This is a genomic window from Kitasatospora sp. NPDC040550 (assembly GCF_055594965.1).
Window position 1 is genome coordinate 54,001 of the sequence record NZ_JBVIWC010000008.1, and the last position, 18,630, is coordinate 72,630.

At 74.1% G+C, this 18,630-nt stretch carries 15 protein-coding genes; 7 read left to right on the plus strand and 8 right to left on the minus strand.

Annotation, left to right across the window (positions count from 1 at the left end):
• Positions 1-211: 211 nt before the first annotated feature.
• Positions 212-3,508 carry a sacsin N-terminal ATP-binding-like domain-containing protein gene (locus ACZ58X_RS14165; RefSeq protein WP_470333928.1) on the plus strand — a complete coding sequence of 1,099 codons (3,297 nt, stop codon included), beginning with the start codon at positions 212-214 and terminating at the stop codon, positions 3,506-3,508.
• Positions 3,509-3,564: 56 nt separating this feature from the next.
• On the opposite strand, the gene ACZ58X_RS14170 is transcribed toward ACZ58X_RS14165, so the two are convergent.
• From ACZ58X_RS14170 to ACZ58X_RS14180, 3 genes are all read right to left on the minus strand, one after another.
• Positions 3,565-3,774, minus strand: coding sequence for a hypothetical protein (locus ACZ58X_RS14170; RefSeq protein WP_470333929.1), 210 nt, complete (start codon positions 3,772-3,774; stop codon positions 3,565-3,567).
• Positions 3,775-3,854: 80 nt separating this feature from the next.
• On the minus strand, positions 3,855-6,314 hold the full coding sequence (locus ACZ58X_RS14175) for an HAD-IC family P-type ATPase (RefSeq protein ID WP_470333930.1): 2,460 nt from the start codon (positions 6,312-6,314) through the stop codon (positions 3,855-3,857).
• Positions 6,315-6,366: 52 nt separating this feature from the next.
• Positions 6,367-6,705: a DUF2530 domain-containing protein gene (locus ACZ58X_RS14180; RefSeq protein WP_470333931.1), complete on the minus strand. Its 339-nt coding sequence runs from the start codon at positions 6,703-6,705 to the stop codon at positions 6,367-6,369.
• A 184-nt stretch (positions 6,706-6,889) separates the two neighbouring features.
• Here ACZ58X_RS14180 and ACZ58X_RS14185 point away from each other — a divergent pair, with 184 nt between their 5' ends.
• Positions 6,890-8,350, plus strand: coding sequence for an NCS2 family permease (locus tag ACZ58X_RS14185; protein ID WP_470333932.1), 1,461 nt, complete (start codon positions 6,890-6,892; stop codon positions 8,348-8,350).
• Between the two features lie 81 nt (positions 8,351-8,431).
• On the opposite strand, the gene ACZ58X_RS14190 is transcribed toward ACZ58X_RS14185, so the two are convergent.
• Positions 8,432-8,881: a VOC family protein gene (locus ACZ58X_RS14190; protein WP_470333933.1), complete on the minus strand. Its 450-nt coding sequence runs from the start codon at positions 8,879-8,881 to the stop codon at positions 8,432-8,434.
• Positions 8,882-9,011: 130 nt separating this feature from the next.
• Here ACZ58X_RS14190 and ACZ58X_RS14195 point away from each other — a divergent pair, with 130 nt between their 5' ends.
• Positions 9,012-9,935: a DUF4231 domain-containing protein gene (locus ACZ58X_RS14195; protein WP_470333934.1), complete on the plus strand. Its 924-nt coding sequence runs from the start codon at positions 9,012-9,014 to the stop codon at positions 9,933-9,935.
• Positions 9,936-10,307: 372 nt separating this feature from the next.
• Positions 10,308-12,017, plus strand: coding sequence for a hydrogenase maturation protein (locus ACZ58X_RS14200; protein WP_470333935.1), 1,710 nt, complete (start codon positions 10,308-10,310; stop codon positions 12,015-12,017).
• A 154-nt stretch (positions 12,018-12,171) separates the two neighbouring features.
• Here the strand turns inward: ACZ58X_RS14200 and ACZ58X_RS14205 are convergent, their stop codons facing one another.
• Together ACZ58X_RS14205 and ACZ58X_RS14210 are read right to left on the minus strand one after the other, a co-directional pair.
• A complete protein-coding gene (locus ACZ58X_RS14205; RefSeq protein ID WP_470333936.1) occupies positions 12,172-12,999 on the minus strand; it encodes an MHYT domain-containing protein in 828 nt (275 codons plus the stop codon).
• Between the two features lie 294 nt (positions 13,000-13,293).
• Positions 13,294-13,716, minus strand: coding sequence for a VOC family protein (locus tag ACZ58X_RS14210; RefSeq protein ID WP_360239303.1), 423 nt, complete (start codon positions 13,714-13,716; stop codon positions 13,294-13,296).
• Between the two features lie 122 nt (positions 13,717-13,838).
• On the opposite strand from ACZ58X_RS14210, the gene ACZ58X_RS14215 reads away from it, so the two are divergent.
• Positions 13,839-14,273, plus strand: coding sequence for a MarR family winged helix-turn-helix transcriptional regulator (locus ACZ58X_RS14215; RefSeq protein WP_360239300.1), 435 nt, complete (start codon positions 13,839-13,841; stop codon positions 14,271-14,273).
• Positions 14,274-14,637: 364 nt separating this feature from the next.
• A complete protein-coding gene (locus ACZ58X_RS14220; protein WP_470334111.1) occupies positions 14,638-15,927 on the plus strand; it encodes an MFS transporter in 1,290 nt (429 codons plus the stop codon).
• Between the two features lie 51 nt (positions 15,928-15,978).
• Here ACZ58X_RS14220 and ACZ58X_RS14225 read toward each other — a convergent pair whose 3' ends face one another.
• Positions 15,979-16,497, minus strand: a complete 519-nt coding sequence (locus ACZ58X_RS14225) for a GNAT family N-acetyltransferase (protein WP_470333937.1) — start codon at positions 16,495-16,497, stop codon at positions 15,979-15,981.
• Positions 16,498-16,543: 46 nt separating this feature from the next.
• Here ACZ58X_RS14225 and thpR point away from each other — a divergent pair, with 46 nt between their 5' ends.
• On the plus strand, positions 16,544-17,131 hold the full coding sequence (thpR, locus tag ACZ58X_RS14230; RefSeq protein WP_470333938.1) for an RNA 2',3'-cyclic phosphodiesterase: 588 nt from the start codon (positions 16,544-16,546) through the stop codon (positions 17,129-17,131).
• A 324-nt stretch (positions 17,132-17,455) separates the two neighbouring features.
• Here the strand turns inward: thpR and serC are convergent, their stop codons facing one another.
• Positions 17,456-18,580 (minus strand): phosphoserine transaminase, encoded by a 1,125-nt coding sequence (serC, locus tag ACZ58X_RS14235; RefSeq protein WP_470333939.1) that lies wholly within the window; start codon positions 18,578-18,580, stop codon positions 17,456-17,458.
• Between the last annotated feature and the right edge of the window lie 50 nt (positions 18,581-18,630).

The window sequence follows — 18,630 nt, forward strand, 5'->3', positions numbered from 1 at the left end:
CGCCGGTGACCGCTGGTGCCCCTGGTCCTGCTGGGACGGGAGTGGCGGACGGTACGGCCGGGCGGACCGCCGCCGACCGGCCCCCGCCTGCGGATTCCCGCGCCCGGCCGGGCCCCGCGCCGCCCCCCGGACCGGGCGGTGGTCGGGAGCAGTCAGTGGGGCAGGGAAGAATGCCCTACGACGTACAGGGCGGCGGAAGGTGGCAGGTCCCGTGGAACCTCGGATCATCGGCAGCGGCACGGACGAGCACCTCGCGGACCCGTTCGGGAGCGCCGCGCTGCGCCGACGGGTGCTGGACGCCTGGGTCGCCTCCCCGGCCCGGTTCCGGGAGGACGCCAACGCCGAGGAGGAGCTGGCGCTCGGCGGCTACCGCGACCGGCTGGTGGTCGAGTTGGCGCAGAACGCGGCCGACGCCGCGGTCCGGGCCGGGCGCGGCCCCGGGCGGCTGCGGCTGACCCTGGCCGACGGCGTGCTCGCCGCCGCCAACACCGGTGCCCCGCTGGACGCGGCGGCCGTCGAGTCGCTGTCCACCCTGCGCGCCTCCTCCAAGCGCGGCGAGGAGCCCGCCGTCGGCCGGTTCGGGGTCGGCTTCGCCGCCGTCCTCGCCGTCACCGACGAGCCCGCCGTGCTCGGCGCCGCCGGCGGGGTGCGCTGGTCGCTGGGCGAGGCCCGCTCGCTCGCCGAGGCACAGCCCGCGCTGGCCGACGAGCTGCGCCGCCGGGACGGCCACGTGCCGTTGCTGCGGCTGCCGTTCGCCGCCGAGGGCCCGGCCCCGGACGGCTACGACACCGTGGTGGTGCTGCCGCTGCGCGATGCCGCCGCCGAGGACCTGACCCGGCGTCTGCTGGCCGCCGTCGACGACGCCCTGCTGCTCACCCTGCCCGGCCTGTCCGAGGTCGTGGTGGAGACCCCGGAGGGCACCCGGACGCTCACCCGCAGCGCCGCCGAGCCCCGCCCGGACGGCGTCACCGAGGTCACCGTCACCGACGACGGCGGCGGCCGGCTGCGGCGCACCCTCTGGCAGACCGCCGGCGCCACCGGTCGGCTCGACCCCGAACTGCTCACCGACCGGCCCACCGAGGAACGCGCCCGCCCGTACTGGACGGTGACCTGGGCCGTCCCGGTCGAGGAGGACGGCACCCCGCAGCGGCCCGCCATCGCGCCGGTGCTGCACGCGCCCACCCCCAGCGACGAGCCGATCGGCCTGCCCGCGCTGCTGATCGCCTCCTACCCGCTGGACTCCACCCGCCGGCACATCGCCCCCGGCGCGCTCACCGACTTCCTCACCGAGCGCGCCGCCGACAGCTACACCGACCTGCTGCGCGCCCGCGGCGCCGACCTCGGCTCGCTCGGCCTCGTCCCCGGGCCGCTCGGGCAGGGCGCGCTGGACAACGCGCTGCGCGCGGCCGTGCTCTCCCGGCTGCCCGGCACGCCGTTCCTGCCGCACCCCGGCGGCGTCGAGGAGGGCACGCCCGCGCTGCGGCCGCGCGACGCCACGCTGCTGGAGGGCGCGGACGGCTCGGTGGTGGAGGCGCTCGCGCCGATCTTCCCCGGCCTGCTGCCGGCCGGACTGGAGCGCCGCACCGAGCTGCGGGTGCTGAACGTGCGCCGGGTGCCGCTGGCCGAGGTGGTCGACCAGCTCGGCGGCCTGGACCGCGACCCGGCCTGGTGGCGCAACCTGTACGCGGCGCTCGGCGCGGCCGACCCGGAGGCGCTCGGCGCGCTGCCCGTGCCGCTCGCCGACGGACGGACCGTCACCGGGCCCCGGCGGGTCCTGCTGCCCTCCGAGGACGCCGACTGGGCGGCCTTCCCCGGCTACCCCGAGTCGCTGGCCGGGGCGCTCGCCGCGCTCGACCTGCGGCTGGCCCACCCCGAGGCCGCCCACCCGCTGCTGGCCAAGCTGGGCGCCGGCACCGCCACCCCGGCCGGGGTGCTGGACACCCCCGAGGTGCGGGCCGCCGTCGCCCGCTCCTACGAACTGGCCGACGACGACCTGGACGCCGCGCTGGAACTGGCCGACGCCGTCCTGGCCCTGGTGAAGGCCGCCGCCCCGGCCGTCGGCGAGCACCCCTGGCTGGCCCGGCTGGCGCTGCTGGACGACGAGGGCGAGCCCGCCCGCGCGGGCGAACTGGTGCTGCCCGACAGCCCGTTCGCGGCCCTCGCCCGCGAGGAGGACGCCGGCTGGGTGGACGACGAGCTGCTGGAGCGCTGGGGCGCCGAGGTGCTGGCCGCCGTCGGCGTGCTGGCCGACTTCGTGCTGGTGCGCGCCGAGGACGTGGTGCTCGACCCGGACGATCTGGAGCGGCTCGACCCGACCGTGCCCGCCGACCGGGCGGCCGGCGGCCACCCCACCGGGCTGCTGGACGAGGCCCCCGACGGGCTCGCCGAGTGGGCCGAGGACGCCCTGGAGGCGCTGAACGCCGACGAGGTGATCGGTGTCCCGCCGGTGGCCGCCGAACTGCTGGCCGTGCGCGACCTCGACCTGGTCGACGACGACGCCTGGCCCGAGGCGCTCGCCGCGCTCGCCCGCCCGCCGTACCGGGACGCCGTGGTCAACCCGGTGCGCACCCTGCTGCCCGACGGCACCTACGCCGACCTCCCGCCGTACACCGCCTGGTGGCTGCGAGACCACCCGGTGCTGGGCGGCCGGGAGCCCGCCGGGCTGCGCGCCGCCGGGGCCGACCCGCTGCTGCGCGGCCTGTACGACGAGGCCCGCACCACCCTGGACGACCAGTTCCTGCACGCGCTCGGGGTGCGCACCACGCTGGCCGCGCTGCTCGCCGAGCTGCACGGCCCGGACGAGGTGCTGGACCGGCTCACCGATCCGGCCGCCGAGGTCGGGCACCGCCAACTGCACGGCATCCACAGCGCGTTGGCCCGGGTCGACCGGGAGCGGATCGAACCGCTGGACGTGGTGCGGGCGTTGCCGCCGCTGGACCCGGCCACCGGGCGCCGCCCGGACCACACGGTGGTGGTGGACGCCACCGAGGCGGTCGTCGCGGACGCCCCCGACCTGGTCCAACTGCTGCACCCGTACCCGCTGCTGCCGGTCGCGCCGGCGCTCGCCGCGGACCTCGCCGAGCGGCTGCACGTGTCGCTGGCCAGCGAGGTGGCGGGCGGGCGGGTGCTCTCCGAGGGCGTGCTGCACCGGGTCCCCGCCGTGGTGCGGGAGCTGCTGCCCGGCTGCCCGGTCGCCTACGAGGAGCACGAGGAGCTGCTGGTGGTCGGTCCGGACGGCGGCGAGGCCGCCGTCGACTGGCGCTGGGACCACGCGGCGGACGCCCCGGAGCCGCCGTACGACCCGGAGCTGGCCGAAGCCGGGGACGAGGACGACGAGTTCGAGGTCCCGCCGGTGCCCGGGCTGCTGCACGCCGCCACCCCGGAGGGCCTGGCGGCCGGGCTCGCCTGGTCGGTCGGCCAGTGGCACCGGCGCTTCGAGGTGCTGGCCGCGCTCAGCGAGCCGGACCGGGCGTACGAGCTGTCCGCGGCCCGGGACTTCGAGGGCTGAGCCCGGTCACCGCGCGGCCCGAGCTCTGCGGTCGGGCGGGGCAGCGGTCGCGCGGCTCAGCGGTCGCGCGGCCTGAGGCGCAGGTAGACGGTGGTGGTGACGGTCAGCCAGACCGCGCCGAGCGTCACCACCGCCGCCGCCTTCACCGCGGGGGTCGGCCTGACCGTCAGGCCGACCCCCGCCATCGCCAGCGCCGTCAGCCCGGCCGCCAGCAATCCGCCCAGGAAGGCGATGAACGCCTCCAGATCCCCGCCCTTGCGTGCCATCGGGCACCCCCTCTCGGGGAAATGCTAAGGGCGCTGACGGGGCCGGGGCGGGCGGGTCGCTCCGTGCCGCGGCGGGCCGGTCACTCCATGCCGCGGCGCTTCATCCAGCCCCAGGCGAGCTCCAGGACGACGCCGCAGACCACCGCGATGGCCACGCCCGTCCACGGGTCGCGCTGTCCGACCAGGGAGAGCTCGAAGAAGTCCGACAGGAACGGCACCAGCAGCACCAGGGCGAAGGCGAGGCCCATGGTGCCGATCAGCAGCAGGCGCCACCAGTTGTACGGGCGGGCGACGATGGCGAGCACCCAGATGGCGATCAGGAAGAGCGTCAGGGTGGCCACGCTGGTGTCGGCCTTGAGGTCGGTGGCGTGGTCGGCCCGGGCCAGCGCGTAGGCGACGAAGGTGCCGGTGCCGGCGATGGCGCCGCCCGGGATCGCCAGCCGCAGCACCCGCTTCACGAAGCCGGTGCGGGCCCGCTCGTTGTTGGGGGCGAGGGCGAGGAAGAAGGCCGGCACGCCGATGGTGAGGGTGGACAGCACGGTGGAGTGCCGGGGCAGGAACGGGTACGGCGAGTGGGTGAAGATCACCAGCAGCGCCAGCAGCACCGAGTAGACCGTCTTGACCAGGAACAGCCCGGCCACCCGCTCGATGTTGCCGATCACCCGGCGGCCCTCGGCGACCACCGAGGGCAGGGTCGCGAAGGAGTCGTTCAGCAGCACGATCTGGGCGACCGCCTTGGTGGCGTCCGAGCCGGTGCCCATCGCCACGCCGATGTCGGCGTCCTTGAGCGCCAGCACGTCGTTGACGCCGTCGCCGGTCATCGCCACGGTGTGGCCGCGGGACTGCAGCGCCCCGACCAGCTCGCGCTTCTGCTGCGGGGTGACCCGGCCGAAGACGCTGGTCCGGTCGGCGGTCTCGGCGAGCTGCTCCGGGTCCTTCGGCAGGGTGCGGGCGTCCACCGGGCGGTCCGCGCCGGGCAGTCCGAGGTGACCGGCCACCGCGCCGACCGAGACCGCCGCGTCCCCGGAGATCACCTTGGCCCGGACGTTCTGGCCCTCGAAGTAGCGCAGGGTGTCGGCGGCGTCCGCGCGCAGCCGCTGCTGGAGCACCACCAGGGCCAGCGGGGTCAGTCCGGCGGCCGGGTCGGGGGAGTCCAGCGGGACGGGCGTGCGGCCGAGCAGCAGCACCCGCAGGCCCTTCGCGCCCAGCTCGTCCACCTCGGCGAGCGCCGGGTGCCCGGCGGGCAGCAGGACGTCCGGGGCGCCGAGCAGCCAGCTGGCCTCGCCGCCCTGGGGTTCCAGCAGCTGCACGCCGCTCCACTTGCGGGCCGAGGAGAAGGGCATCGCCTCGATCACCCGCCAGGCGCGGCCGCCCGGGCCGGCGCCGTCGCCGCGCCCGTACGCGTCGATCACGGCCTGCATGGACGGGTTGGGGCGGGCGTCGGCGCCGGCCATCACGGCGAGCGCGTGCTGGACGGTGTCGCGGTCCACCGGGGCGGAGCCGCCGTCGGCGATCAGCCGCAGGTCGATGACGTCCATGCCGCCCTCGGTGAGGGTGCCGGTCTTGTCCAGGCAGACGGTGTCCACCCGGGCCAGGCCCTCGATCGCCGGGAGCTCCTGGACCAGGCACTGCTGGCGGCCCAGCCGGATCACGCCGATCGCGAAGGCCACCGAGGTCAGCAGCACCAGGCCCTCGGGGACCATCGGCACGATGCCCGCCACCATCCGGCGCACCGCCTCGCGCCAGTCGCGGCCCTCCACGGCCAGCTGGCTGATGATCAGACCGATCGCGGTGGGGATCAGCAGGTAGGTGATGAACCGCAGGATGCTGTTGATGCCGCTGCGCAGCTCCGACTTCACCAGGGTGAACTTGCTGGCCTCCTCGGCCAGCTGGGCCGCGTAGGCCTCCCGGCCGACCCTGGTGGCGGTGAACGCACCCGCGCCGGCCACCACGAAGCTGCCGGACATCACCTGGTCGCCGGGCTGCTTGAGGACGGGGTCGGGCTCGCCGGTGAGCAGCGACTCGTCGATCTCCAGGCCGTCCGCCTCGGTGACCTCGCCGTCGACGATCACCTTGTCGCCGATGCCGAGCAGCACGGTGTCGTCGAGGACGATCCCGGAGACGGAGACCTGCTGGACGGCGCCGTCCCGGCGGACCTGCGGCCTGGCCTCGCCGATCAGGGCCAGGCTGTCCAGGGTCTTCTTGGCGCGCAGCTCCTGGATGATGCCGATCGCCGTGTTGGCGACGATGACCAGGCCGAACAGGCCGTCCTGGAGCGGTCCGACGACCAGGATGATCCCGAACATGATGCCGATGATGGCGTTGAAGCGGGTGAAGACGTTGGCCCGGACGATCTCCCCGGTCGACCGGCTGGACCGTACCGGGACGTCGTTGACCTGCCCTTTCGCCACCCGTTCGGCCACCTCGGCGGCCGTCAGGCCGCCGCGCCGGCCGGGCAGCAGCCCGAGCGGGTGCGCTCCGTCGGGGCGGTCTCCGTCGGCGGGCTGCTGCTCTTCCGCGGGCTGGGCGGGCTGCGTCATGGCACCGACTCTACGGGCGCCTTATGTCCGGTGCGTGCTACTAAAGGACTATTCAGTCCGACTGGGTGGCAGGGCCGGTGCCGCCCCCGGTGCCGTCCGTGCCGCCGTCCGTGCCGCCGTCCGCGACCTGCTCGGCGGCGGCCGCCTCGGCGGCGCGGCTGCGGGCGATCGCGTCCCGCCGGGCGCGGCAGTACCAGAGGCCGATCAGGCCGAGCAGGCCGCCGGAGAGGCAGATCCACGGCCAGGTGCCGTGGCCGTGGTCGGACAGGGTGCCCTGGAAGGGGAGCAGGGCGACGAAGGCGACGAACCACAGCACCGTGCCGGCGCCGACGATGGCGACGTCATTGGCCTCCAGCGGAGGGGGCGAGGGGTGCAGCGGCGTCTTGGGCATGGGGCCTAGCGTACGGGGCGCGGGGGCTTCGAGGAGTGTGGCGGGCGCCCGGTCGGTCAGGGGCGGGCTCTACGCGCGAAGATAGCGCGTGTGCGACCGGGAAACCATACTTGAAGGTCCACGCCCGGCCACCGTCGCCACGGGCGTTCTCCCCCTCCTCAGCTCCCCCACAGAGGACGCACGCATGCCTGTGGTCCAGCCGACCACCGAGTCGCCCGAACCCGCGGAACCCGCGCCCACGCCCCCCACCGGCGCCCTGGACCGCTACTTCAAGATCAGCGAGCGCGGCTCCAGCCTGCCGCGCGAGATCCGCGGCGGTGTCGCCACCTTCTTCACCATGGCGTACATCCTGGTGCTGAACCCGATCATCCTGGCCAGCGCCACGGACATGACCGGGGCCCACCTGGACAGCGCCCAGCTGGTCACCGCCACCGCCCTCACCGCGGGTCTCACCACCCTGCTGATGGGCGTGATCGGCAACGTGCCGATCGGCCTGGCGGCCGGACTCGGCGTCAACACCATCGTGGCGCTCCAGCTCGCGCCCAGGATGACCTGGCCGGACGCCATGGGCATGGTGGTGCTGGCCGGCTTCGCGATCATGCTGCTGGTCGCCACCGGCCTGCGCGAGCGGGTCATGAACGCCGTGCCGCTCGGCCTGCGCAAGGCCATCGCGATCGGCATCGGCCTGTTCATCAGCCTGGTCGGCCTGGTCGACTCCGGCTTCGTCAGCCGCATCCCGGACGCCGCCCACACCACCGTCCCGCTCCAGCTCGGCGGCAACGGCCACCTGCTCGGCTTCCCGGTACTGGTCTTCGTGTTCGGCCTGCTGCTGACCCTGGTCCTGGTCATCCGCAAGGTGCCCGGCGCCATCCTGATCAGCATCGCGGCCTCCACCGTGCTCGCCCTGGTGATCGACAAGGTCGCCGACGTCCCGGCGCTCAAGTGGGGCCTCACCGTCCCCACCTGGCCCGGCAACCCGGTCGCCGCCCCCGACTTCGGACTGGTCGGCAAGGTCAGCCTGTTCGGCGGCTTCGAGAAGGTCGGCGTCCTCACCGGCGTGCTGTTCGTCTTCACCGTGCTGATGTCCTGCTTCTTCGACGCGATGGGCACCATCCTCGGCGTCGCCGACGAGGCCCACCTGCTGGACGAGAAGGGCGACCTGCCGGGCATCAACCGGATCCTGATGGTCGACGGCATCGCCACCGCGGCCGGCGGCGCCACCTCCGCCTCCGCCAACACCTGCTTCGTCGAGTCCACCGCCGGCGTCGGCGAGGGCGCCCGCACCGGCTTCGCCTCGATCGTCACCGGCCTGCTCTTCGTGGTGGCACTGTTCCTCACCCCGCTCGCCACCATGGTCCCCGCCCAGGCCGCCACCCCGGCCCTGGTCACGGTCGGCTTCCTGATCCTGGCCAACTCGATCAAGGAGATCGACTGGGCCGACTACACCATCGCGATCCCGGCCTTCCTGACCATCGTGATGATGCCGTTCACCTACTCCATCACCAACGGCATCGGCTTCGGCTTCATCGCCTTCTGCGTGTTGCGCCTGGCCGCCGGCCGCGGCCGCAGCGTGCCGGTGCCGCTCTACGCGGTGGCGGCGGTCTTCGCCTTCTACTACCTGATGCCGGCCTTCGGCCTGCTCTGACGGCTCGCGCCCGAAGGCCGTACGGCCGTACGGCTCCCGAGGGCCCTCCCCGCACCGGCGGGGAGGGCCCTCGCGGCGTTCCTAGTGCACGCAGAACTCGTTGCCCTCCGGGTCCCGCATGACCGTCCAGGCGCCGCCGGGTTCGGCGACCTCGCGCAGGACGGTGGCGCCGAGGGCTTCGAGGCGGGCGACGGTGGTCGCGCGCCCGCCCGGGCCGGGGTGGATGTCGAGGTGGAGGCGGTTCTTGTCCTGCTTGGGCTCCGGGACGGCCTGGAACAGGATCCGGCGGCCGAGGCCGGTGTCCGAGGCGGGGTCGTACGGGTCCTCCGGGTGGCGGACGGCGGCGAGGGTGCGCCAGGCGGGGCTGCCGTCGACCTCGGTGAGGGCGTCCGGGGTGATCGCGCCGGCGTCCAGCAGCCGGGCGATCAGGGTGGCGTGGTCCTCGACGGTGTAGTCGAGGGCGGCGCCCCAGAAGGCGGCCTGGCGGTGCGGGTCGGCGCAGTCGATGACGAGCTTCCAGTGCAGCGGCATGTAACCGGTTGTATCGGTTACCGGCGGGTGGGGCAATCACCGACGGTCGGAAGGTGTCAAAAAGGCGACCGTGTAGGGCAGTTGGCGGCGGGAATACTGGCTGGACGGAGACGGGGAGGGGACTCGACCGATGGTGCAACAGGATCCGCCCGGGGGCGTCGAGGGGCGACTGCTGCCGGAACTGTTCTGGCGGGCGGACAAGGCCTCGCTGGACGGACAGCGCGAGACGCTCCGCTGGCACCGCGGCCTGATCGCCATGCTGGTGGTCGCCGCACTGATCGGCTCGCTCCCGGGCCCGGACCACAAGGGCGACAGCGATATCAAGCCACTGTTCTCGGTGGCCGCCTTCCTGATCGCCGGCTACTTCTGGTCCCGGCTGCGCCGCGGCAACCCGCAGGGCCGGTGGTACGAGGCGCGGGCGGCGGCCGAGTCGGTCAAGACGCTCGCCTGGAAGTACAGCGTCCGGGCCCGGCCGTTCGGTGGCGAGGCCGAATCGCCGGACGCCGACCGCGGCTACCTGCTCCAGGTCGAGGACGTGCTGCGGGCCTTCGAGGACCCGGAGATCGTGCCGCCCGGCAGCGTCCCGGAGATCACCGAGGAGATGCGGCGCGCCCGGGCCGACAGCCTCGTCGCCCGGCGCACCCTCTACCTGCGCACCCGGGTCGAGGGCCAGCGCACCTGGTACCGCTCCCGGGCCGAGTCCTGCGAGTCCCAGGCGGTCTCCTGGGGGCTCGGCATCGCAACGCTGATCATCATCGGCGCGGCGGCGGCGATCGCCCAGGCCACCGGCGCCCTGGAGGTGCACATCTTCGGCGCCAGCTCGGCCGCGGCCGCCGCGATCATCGCCTGGACCCAGCTCAAGCAGCTGCGCCCGCTGGCCGCCGCCTACCAACTGGCCGCGCGCGAGCTGGAGAACGTCGGCAACCAGCTCTCCGACCTCGACCTCAGGACGCCGGACGCCGAGGAGCGCTGGGCCCGGCTGGCCGCCGAGGCCGAGGACGCCGTCTCCCGGGAGCACACCACCTGGCGGGCCCGCCGGGCCTTCCCGCGGTAGGGCGTGTCTGACAATTCCCGCCGGGCGCGCGACGCCGGGGCACGCACCTCGCCGCGTTGTCGTCGGTCGCCGATGCTCCGCATGGACTCCCTCCTCCGCCTTGCGATGCACGCACCCCAACGCCGCACGCTGATCCGACGCGAATTGTCAGACACGCCCTAGCCTCCCGTCCGCGCGCTGGTCCAGCTCCGGCGCGCCAGTCCAACTCCGGGGAGGGGCTGGGGAGATCCGGCGAAGCGGGGCCACGCCGGGGGCACAGGTGTGCGGGGTGCGTGAGAGTGGGGCGCCGAGGCGCGGAACGTGACCATTACGTGTCCATGCCCTGGTTTCATCGCCTCCGCGCGACCCGCAGTCCCTGCCCGGAGGCCCCCTGTGCGCATTCTCCTGATCGCCACCGCGTTCAACAGCCTGACCCAGCGCGTCCACACCGAGCTGCGCGAGCGCGGCCACCAGGTCGCCGTCCAACTCGCCCTCGGCGACGAGCAGATGAGGGAGGCGGTGGCCCGGGTCGACCCGGAGCTGATCGTCTGCCCGATGCTCACCAGGGCCGTCCCGGCGGACATCTGGTCCACCCGGACGGTCCTGATCGTGCACCCGGGCCCGAAGGGCGACCGCGGCCCCTCCTCGCTCGACTGGGCGATCACCGAGGACGCCCGGAGCTGGGGCGTCACCGTGCTGCAGGCCGTCGAGGAGATGGACGCCGGCGACATCTGGGCCTCCGTCGAGTTCCCCGTCCCCGAGTGCGGCAAGAGCGAGCTGTACCGGGGCGAGGTCGCGGACGCCGCCGTCGAGGCCGTCCTGCTGGCCGTCCAGCGGTACGAGGGCGGGCTGTTCACCCCCGAACCGCTGGACTACGCCCGCCCCGACGTGCGCGGCGAACTGCGGCCCTTCCTGCGCCAGGAGGCGCGCCGGATCGACTGGCAGCAGGACGACACCGCCACCGTGCTGCGCAAGCTGCGCGCCGCCGACTCCCAGCCGGGCGTGCTGGACGAGCTGTACGGGCGGGAGTTCTTCCTGCACGGCGGCCACCCCGAGGACGAACTGCGCGGCCCCGAGCCCGGCGCCGTGCTCGCCACCCGGGACGGCGCGATCTGCCGGGCCACCGTGGACGGCGCGGTCTGGATCCCCCAGCTGCGCCCGCGCCGCACCCCGGGCGGGCCGGTCACCTTCAAACTGCCCGCCGCCACGGTGCTCGCCGACGAGCTGCACCGGGTCCGCGAGGTGCCGGTGACCCCGGAGCAGGCCGCCCGCCGGGACACCTGGTCGGAGCTGCGCTACCACGAGGACGGCGAGGTCGGCTTCCTCGAATTCGGCCACGCCGGCGGGGCGATGGGCACCGAGCAGTGCCGCCGGCTGCTGGCCGCCTACCGTGCGGCCGCCGACCGGCCCACCTCGGTGCTGGTGCTGGGCGCGCCCCGGGACTTCTACTCCAACGGGATCCACCTCAACGTCATCGAGGGTGCGGCCTTCCCGGCGCTGGAGTCCTGGGAGAACATCAACGCGATGGACGACCTGGTCGAGGCGATCCTGACCACCGACGACAAGCTGACCGTCGCCGCGCTGGCCGGGAACGCGGCGGCCGGCGGACTGATGCTGGCCCTGGCCGCCGACGAGGTGTGGTGCCGGGAGTCGGCGGTGCTCAACCCGCACTACCGGCTGATGGGCCTGTACGGCTCCGAGTACTGGACGTACACCCTGCCCGCCCGGGTCGGCGCCGAGCAGGCCGAGCGGCTCACCACCGAGGCGCTGCCGGTCGGGGCCGCACACGCCCGCGGGATCGGCCTGGTGGACCGCACCGCCGGCGGGGACGCGGCGGAGTTCCGCCGCTGGACGGCCCGGGAGGCCGCCCGGCTGGCCGGCTCGCCCGAGCTCACCGGGCGGCTGGTGGACAAGAAGCGCCGCCGCGCCGAGGACGAGGAGGCCAAGCCGCTGGCCGCGTACCGGGCGGAGGAACTGCGCCGGATGCACGCCAACTTCTACCGGGCGGGCGAGCCGTACCACGCGCTGCGGCGGGACTTCGTGCGCAAGGCCTGCCCGGCGGCCACGCCGGAGCACCTGACCGGGCTGCTCGGCCGGCCCTGAAACCCGGCGGCGACGTCCGGCGGTACGGCGGTCACGTCCGGCGGTACGGCGGTGACGTCCGGCGGTACGCCAGTGACGTCCGGCCGGGGTGGGGGGCCCGGCCGGACGTCACTGGTGGGGCCGCCCGCGACCCGGCGCGGGGCGGCGGCCCGGCTCAGCGCCGGGCGGTGGTCCGGCTCAGCGGCTGGCGCTGCGGCGGGACGCGGGGCGTCCGCGGGGGCAGCGGGGCCGCCGGGCCGACGAGCAGCGGCTGGGTGCTGGGCTTGCTCGGGGAGACGGCGAAGGCCAGCGAGCCGAAGAACACGTAGCAGCCGAGCCCGACCCCGAGCGGGAAGATGAACTGCAGCGCCATCACCCCGCCCTGGGTCGACTGCGAGGCGTCGAGGCGGACCGAGAGCGCCGCCATGCCGGTGTAGTGCATCGCGCAGACCGCCACGCCCATCACCGGCGCCGCCGCCAGCACCGCGAGGGTGCCGCGGATGTTCAGGGCGGCCCAGAGCGCGGCCGTGGCGGCGAACACCGCGATGCCGATCGAGAGCCCGACCGTCACGTGGTCGTAGCCGAGCCGGCCGGGCAGCACCATCGCGGCCATGCCCAGGTAGTGCATCGCGGCGACCCCGAGCCCGGTGGTCAGCCCGCCGACCAGCAGGGACAGCACGGGGTGGCGCCGCCAGTACCCGACGGTGAACAGCCCGATGCCGACCACCGCGACGGCGACCAGCAGGCTGAGCACGGTGAGCCCCGGCTGGTAGGTGATCTCGGCGCCGGTGACGGAGAAGCCGAGCATCGCGATGAAGTGCATGGACCAGATGCCGGCGCCGAGCGAGGTCGAGGCGAAGAGCAGCCAGACGGCCCGGCTGCGGCCCTTGGAGACCAGTGCCCAGCGGGCGCTGCGCAGTGCGACGAAGGCGCCGAGGCAGGCGACGAAGTACGAGACCGCCGGTGTCACCCAGCCGTGGTCGGCATGATGGATCTCACCCAATTGAGCTCCCTGGACGAGGGGTTGAGGGCGCCAGGTGTGGGCGGAGCCGGCCGGCGGGGGTACCGGGAAACGGGTGGGACGCGCGCGCAGACGGGCGCGGAGGGGGCTCCGCCGAGGGGAGACCTGGCGTGGTGATGCCCCTGACAACCCGGGACAGTAGCCACTGCCCGGTGGTCGCACAAGGTTCGCGCTTTTCGTGAAGTCCCAGGTCAGGAAGGACCTTTACGCGGCCTGCAAGATCTCGGCACCAAGCCCTGACACCGCCTGCGCACGGTCTCCGGGCGCCTTGGTGCGTTACTCCAGCGGGGCCAGCCCGAACGGGTGCCCGGCCGGGTCGATCAGCACCTTGAGCGTGCGGCCGTGTTGGTAGCTCGGCTCGGTGGCGCCGAGCGCGAGGGCCTTCGCGGTGGACTCCTCCAGGTCGTCGACGTAGAAGTCCAGGTGGAAGTGCTTGCTGCCGTCCGGCTCGGTCCACGGCTCCGGCCGGTAGCCCGTCACCCGGCCGAAGCCCAGCGGGCTGCCGCCCTCCGGGTTGTCCAGGATCGCGAAGTGCTCGTCCACGTGACGGGTCTCCCAGCCCAGCAGCTCGCCGTAGAACGAGGCCAGCGCGACCGGGTCGGCGCAGTCGATGGTGACCATGGCGAGCCGGGCGAAGCCGGAGTCGTCCGGCACGGACTGTGCGGATTGCGCGGGTTGCTCGGAGGCGAGGTCGGACATGTCTGGTCGGCCCTTCCAGGAGGCGGGAACGATCACCCCTCACCAATATGGCACCCGGCCGATCCTCCGGCGCGGTGGGAACCCGTTTTTCCTTAGCGAGAGTAATGACGTAAGCTAAAGAGATGCCCGAGATGTCCGAGCAGGACCTCGCAGCGATCTCACAGCTGCGGTCGTCCACGATGCGCCTCTCCCGACGACTCAAACACCAACGGGTGGAGGAGTCGCTGAGTCCCACCGAGATGGGAGTGCTGGGCACCCTCGCCCGGTGCGGGAAGGCGACGCCGGGTGAGCTCGCCCGGAAGGAGCACGTGCAGCCTCCTTCGATGACCAGGATCGTCGCGATGCTGGAGGAGAAGGGGCTGGTGCGGCGCGAGCCGCACCCCGAGGACCGCCGCCAGGTGGTCGTCAGCAGCACCGAGCAGGCCGAGACGATCCTCGCGGAGAGTCGTCGGCGCCGAAACGTCTGGCTCGCCGAGCTCGCCCAGGGGCTCGACGACGAGGAATGGGCCGTCCTCAGGGAGGCCGCGCCCGTGCTCTACAAGCTCGCCCACCTGTAACTCGTACAGATCGAGGCACACCGACCCCGGCCGGCCGCCGGGAGGAGAAGGAGCCCGCATCACCGCAGGACCGACCACCGTAACCAGGAGCGCGACGGCCCCCGCCAGGGCCGTCGCGCCGCGAGGGGAGACCACCGTGACACCGCCGGCCGCAGCCAGCGCCGCCGCCCGTACCGACGACCCGACCAACGACCCCGCCGCGGACCGCACCGCGGCCGCCGACGCCCAGGCCCCCGCCCCCAGCGGGCTGCCCGGCAGCGGCGACGACGACCCCGACGAACGCACCGCGGCGGACCCCGCCGCTCAGCGCCGGACCCACCCGGCCGCATCTCCCGCAGGAGCCCGCTTCACCAGGCCCGGGGGGATGTTCTCCTCCCTGCGCGTTCGCAACTACCGCTACTACTTCGCCGGCCAGGTGGTGTCCAACACCGGCACCTGGATGCAGCGGATCGCCCAGGACTGGCTGGTCCTGAGCCTCACCGGCAGCCCGCTCGCGGTCGGCATCACCACCGCCATGCAGTTCCTGCCGATGCTGCTGCTCGGCCTGTTCGGCGGCGTGCTCGCCGACCGGATGCCCAAGCGCCGGCTGCTGATCTACACCCAGGGCGCGATGGGCCTGCTCGCCGCCGGCCTGGCCGTGCTGACCGTCGGCGGCGTGGTGACGCCGTACTACGTGTACGCCTTCGCCCTGCTGCTCGGCCTGGTCACCGTGGTCGACAACCCGACCCGGCAGGCCTTCGTGTCCGAGATGGTCGGCCCCAAGGACCTGGCCAACGCCGTCAGCCTGAACGCCGCCAACTTCCAGACCGCCCGGCTGGTCGGCCCCGCCGTCGCGGGCCTGCTGATCGCCGCGGTCGGCAGCGGCTGGGCGTTCGCCGTCAACGCGCTGTCCTTCGCCGCCGTGATCGGCGGACTGCTCGCGATGCGCGAGTCCGAACTGCGCCCGACCGAGCCGATCGCCCGCGAGAAGGGCCAGCTGCGCGAGGGCCTGCGCTACGTGAAGGAGCGGCCCGAGCTGCTCTGGCCGATGGTGCTGGCCGGCTTCATCGGCACCTTCGGGTTCAACTTCCCGACGCTGCTGTCCGGGTTCGCGCACGACACCTTCAAGGTCGGCGCCGGCCAGTACGGCCTGCTGAACACCGCGATGGCCGTCGGCTCGCTGGCCGGCGCGCTGCTCGCCGCCCGCCGGGGCGCGCCCCGGCTGCGCCGGCTGGTCGGCGCGGCCCTGGCCTTCGGCACCCTGGAGGTGGTCGCGGCCTTCGCGCCCGACTACTGGACCTTCGCGCTGCTGCTGACGCTGATCGGGGTGTTCGGGCTGAGCTTCAACACCTCGGTCAACTCCCTGCTGCAGCTGTCCACCGACCCCGAGATGCGCGGTCGGGTGATGGGCCTGCTGGTGCTGGTCTTCACCGGCGGCACGCCGATCGGCGCCCCGGTCGTCGGCTGGGTCACCGCCTCGTACGGGCCCCGGCTGGGCCTGCTGGCCTGCGGCGTGGTGTCCGCGCTGGCGGCCGGCGCGGTCGGCCTGGTGCTGGCCCGCAGCGCGGACCTGCGGGTGCGGTTCGACCTGCACCCCGGTCGCGGCGGGCGGGTGGTGGCCGTCGTGCCGCGGACCGTGCCGGCGCGCAGGTCGGAGCTGGCAGCGGCCTGCTGATGGATCGTCAGGACGCCTCGGGGTGTGACCCCGAAGCGTCCTGACGTCGCGTCAGAGCCGGATCTCCAGCACCTGGCCGAGCCAGGTGCCGGTCGGCTGCTCGACCTCGAAGCCCGCGGTCTCGGTGAAGCCCAGCGCCCGGTACTGGCCGACCAGCTTGCGGTCGTCGCCCGCGTAGCAGTCCACCCGCAGCAGGTCGAGGCCGCGCCGGCGGGTCTCCTCGACCGCGTCGGCGATCAGCGCCGCGCCGATGCCGGAGCCCTTGCGGCTGCGGTCGGTGACCAGCAGGCGGACGAACAGCTCGGGCTCCTCCGAGACCGGGACGAACTTCCCCCGCTGCTCGGCCAGCACGCAGCAGCCGATCGTGCGGCCCTCGTCGTCCACCGCGAGGCGGACCAGGAACGACTCCCCGGTGTACGAGGTGACCTGGTCGACCCGGGCCCGGTCGGTGCTGAACGGCCGGTCGCCCCACTGGCCGGTGCGCTCCCCGGCGGCCAGCCAGGAGACAGCACCGTCGAGCAGGGACAGGATGTCGGGGACGTCCGCGGGACCCCCGTTGCGGATCTTCATGGACACCCGTTCTACACCGAACGGCCGGGCGAGGGAAGCTAGGACCATGAGACTGTTCGTCGCGGTCCTGCCGCCCGTCGAGGCGCTCCAGGGACTCTCCGACGCGGTCGCGCCGCTGCACCGGCTGCCCGGGGCGGACCGGCTGCGCTGGACCACCGCCGAGGGCCGGCACCTGACCCTGGCCTTCCTCGGCCAGGTACCGGCCGAGCGGCTGCCGGAGCTGGAGACCGCCCTGGCGGCCGTCACCGAGGTGCACCCGGCCCACCCGCTGCGGATCGCCGGCGCCGGCCGGTTCGGCGACCGGGTGCTCTGGGCCGGGGTCGAGGGGCGGACCTGGGCGCTGCGCCGGCTCGCGGAGGCCGTGGCCGGGGCCACCGCCGAGTTCACCGGGGAGGCCGACACCTCCGCCTTCCACCCGCACCTCACCCTGGCCCGGACCGGCTCCTCGCGGGGCCACCGGCGGGCCGTCCAGCGGGTCGCGGCGGCCGAGCTGGAGGGGCTGGCGGCGGCGCTGGCGGACTACCGGGGGCCGGAGTGGGAGGCCGCCGAGCTGCACCTGATGAGGAGCGACCCGGCCGGGGGGCTCGCCCACTACGAGGCGCTGCGCTCGTGGGCGCTGGCCGACCGGGGCTGACGGGGCCGGTCGGGGCCGGGGCCGGCGGGGCCGGCGGGGCGGACCGGGGCCGGGGGTTCGGGGCGGGCCAGGGTGAGGTGTGGGTGTGAGCCGGGGGTACGCTCGTTGACCGTGGACCCCAAGACTCGAATGCGCATCGTCTCCGGCACCCTGGTGCTGCTGCTGTTCGTCGTACTGATCAGCTCGCTGGCCGGCAAGTAGCCCGGGCCCGAGCGGCTGGGCGGGCCCGTCCGCCGGGCGGCCCCGAACGGCCGGGACGCCCCCCGGAACGGCGAGAGGGCCACCGCCCGCAGGCGGTGGCCCTCAGCCGTGTCCTCGGAGGGCTCAGCCGGCCAGCTGCTCGACCACGTGGTCGATGCAGTGGGTGAGCGCCTCGACGTCCGCCGGGTCGATCGCCGGGAACATCGCGATGCGCAGCTGGTTGCGGCCCAGCTTGCGGTACGGCTCGGTGTCCACGATGCCGTTGGCACGCAGTGCCTTCGCGACCGCGGCGGCGTCCACCGACTCGTCGAAGTCGATGGTGCCGACCACCTGGGAGCGCTCGGCCGGGTTCGCCACGAACGGGCTCGCGTAGGAGGACTTCTCGGCCCAGGCGTACAGCCGGGACGAGGAATCAGCCGTACGGGCGACGGCCCAGTCCAGCCCGCCGTTGCCGTTGATCCACTCCAGCTGGTCGGCCAGCAGGAACAGGGTGGCGAGCGACGGGGTGTTGTACGTCTGGTCCTTCGACGAGTTGTCGATGGCCGTCGGCAGCGAGAAGAACGGCGGGACGTAACGGCCGGAGCCGGCGATCTCGGCGGCGCGCTCCAGGGCGGCCGGGGAGAAGGTGGCCAGCCACAGGCCGCCCTCGGAGGCGAAGGACTTCTGCGGGGCGAAGTAGTAGACGTCGGTCTCGGTGATGTCCACCGGCAGGCCGCCGGCGCCCGAGGTGGCGTCCACCAGTACCAGCGAGCCCTCGTCCGCGCCCACCGGACGCTTGATCGGCATCGCGACGCCGGTCGAGGTCTCGTTGTGGGTGAGGCCGTAGACGTCCACGCCGGCCTCGGCGACCGGCAGCGGGTGGGTGCCCGGCGCGGTCTTGATCACCGTCGGCTCGGCCAGCCACGGGGCGGCCTTGACCGAGGAGGCGAACTTCGAGGAGAACTCGCCGAAGTCCAGGTGCTGGGACTTCTCCCGCACCAGGCCGAAGGCGGCGATGTCCCAGAAGGCGGTGGAGCCGCCGTTGCCGAGGACGACTTCGTAGCCCTCCGGCAGCGAGAACAGGCTGCTCACGCCCTCGCGCACGCGCTTGACCAGGTTCTTCACCGGGGCCTGGCGGTGCGAGGTGCCGAGCAGGGAGGTCTGGGTGGCGGCGAGGGCACTCAGGGCCTCGGGGCGCACCTTGGACGGTCCGCAGCCGAAACGGCCGTCTGCGGGCTTGATGTCAGCGGGGATCTGGATCTGAGCCACGCGCGCAGCCTACCGGCGCGGGACTCGCCCGGGATACGGTCGTCCGCCCG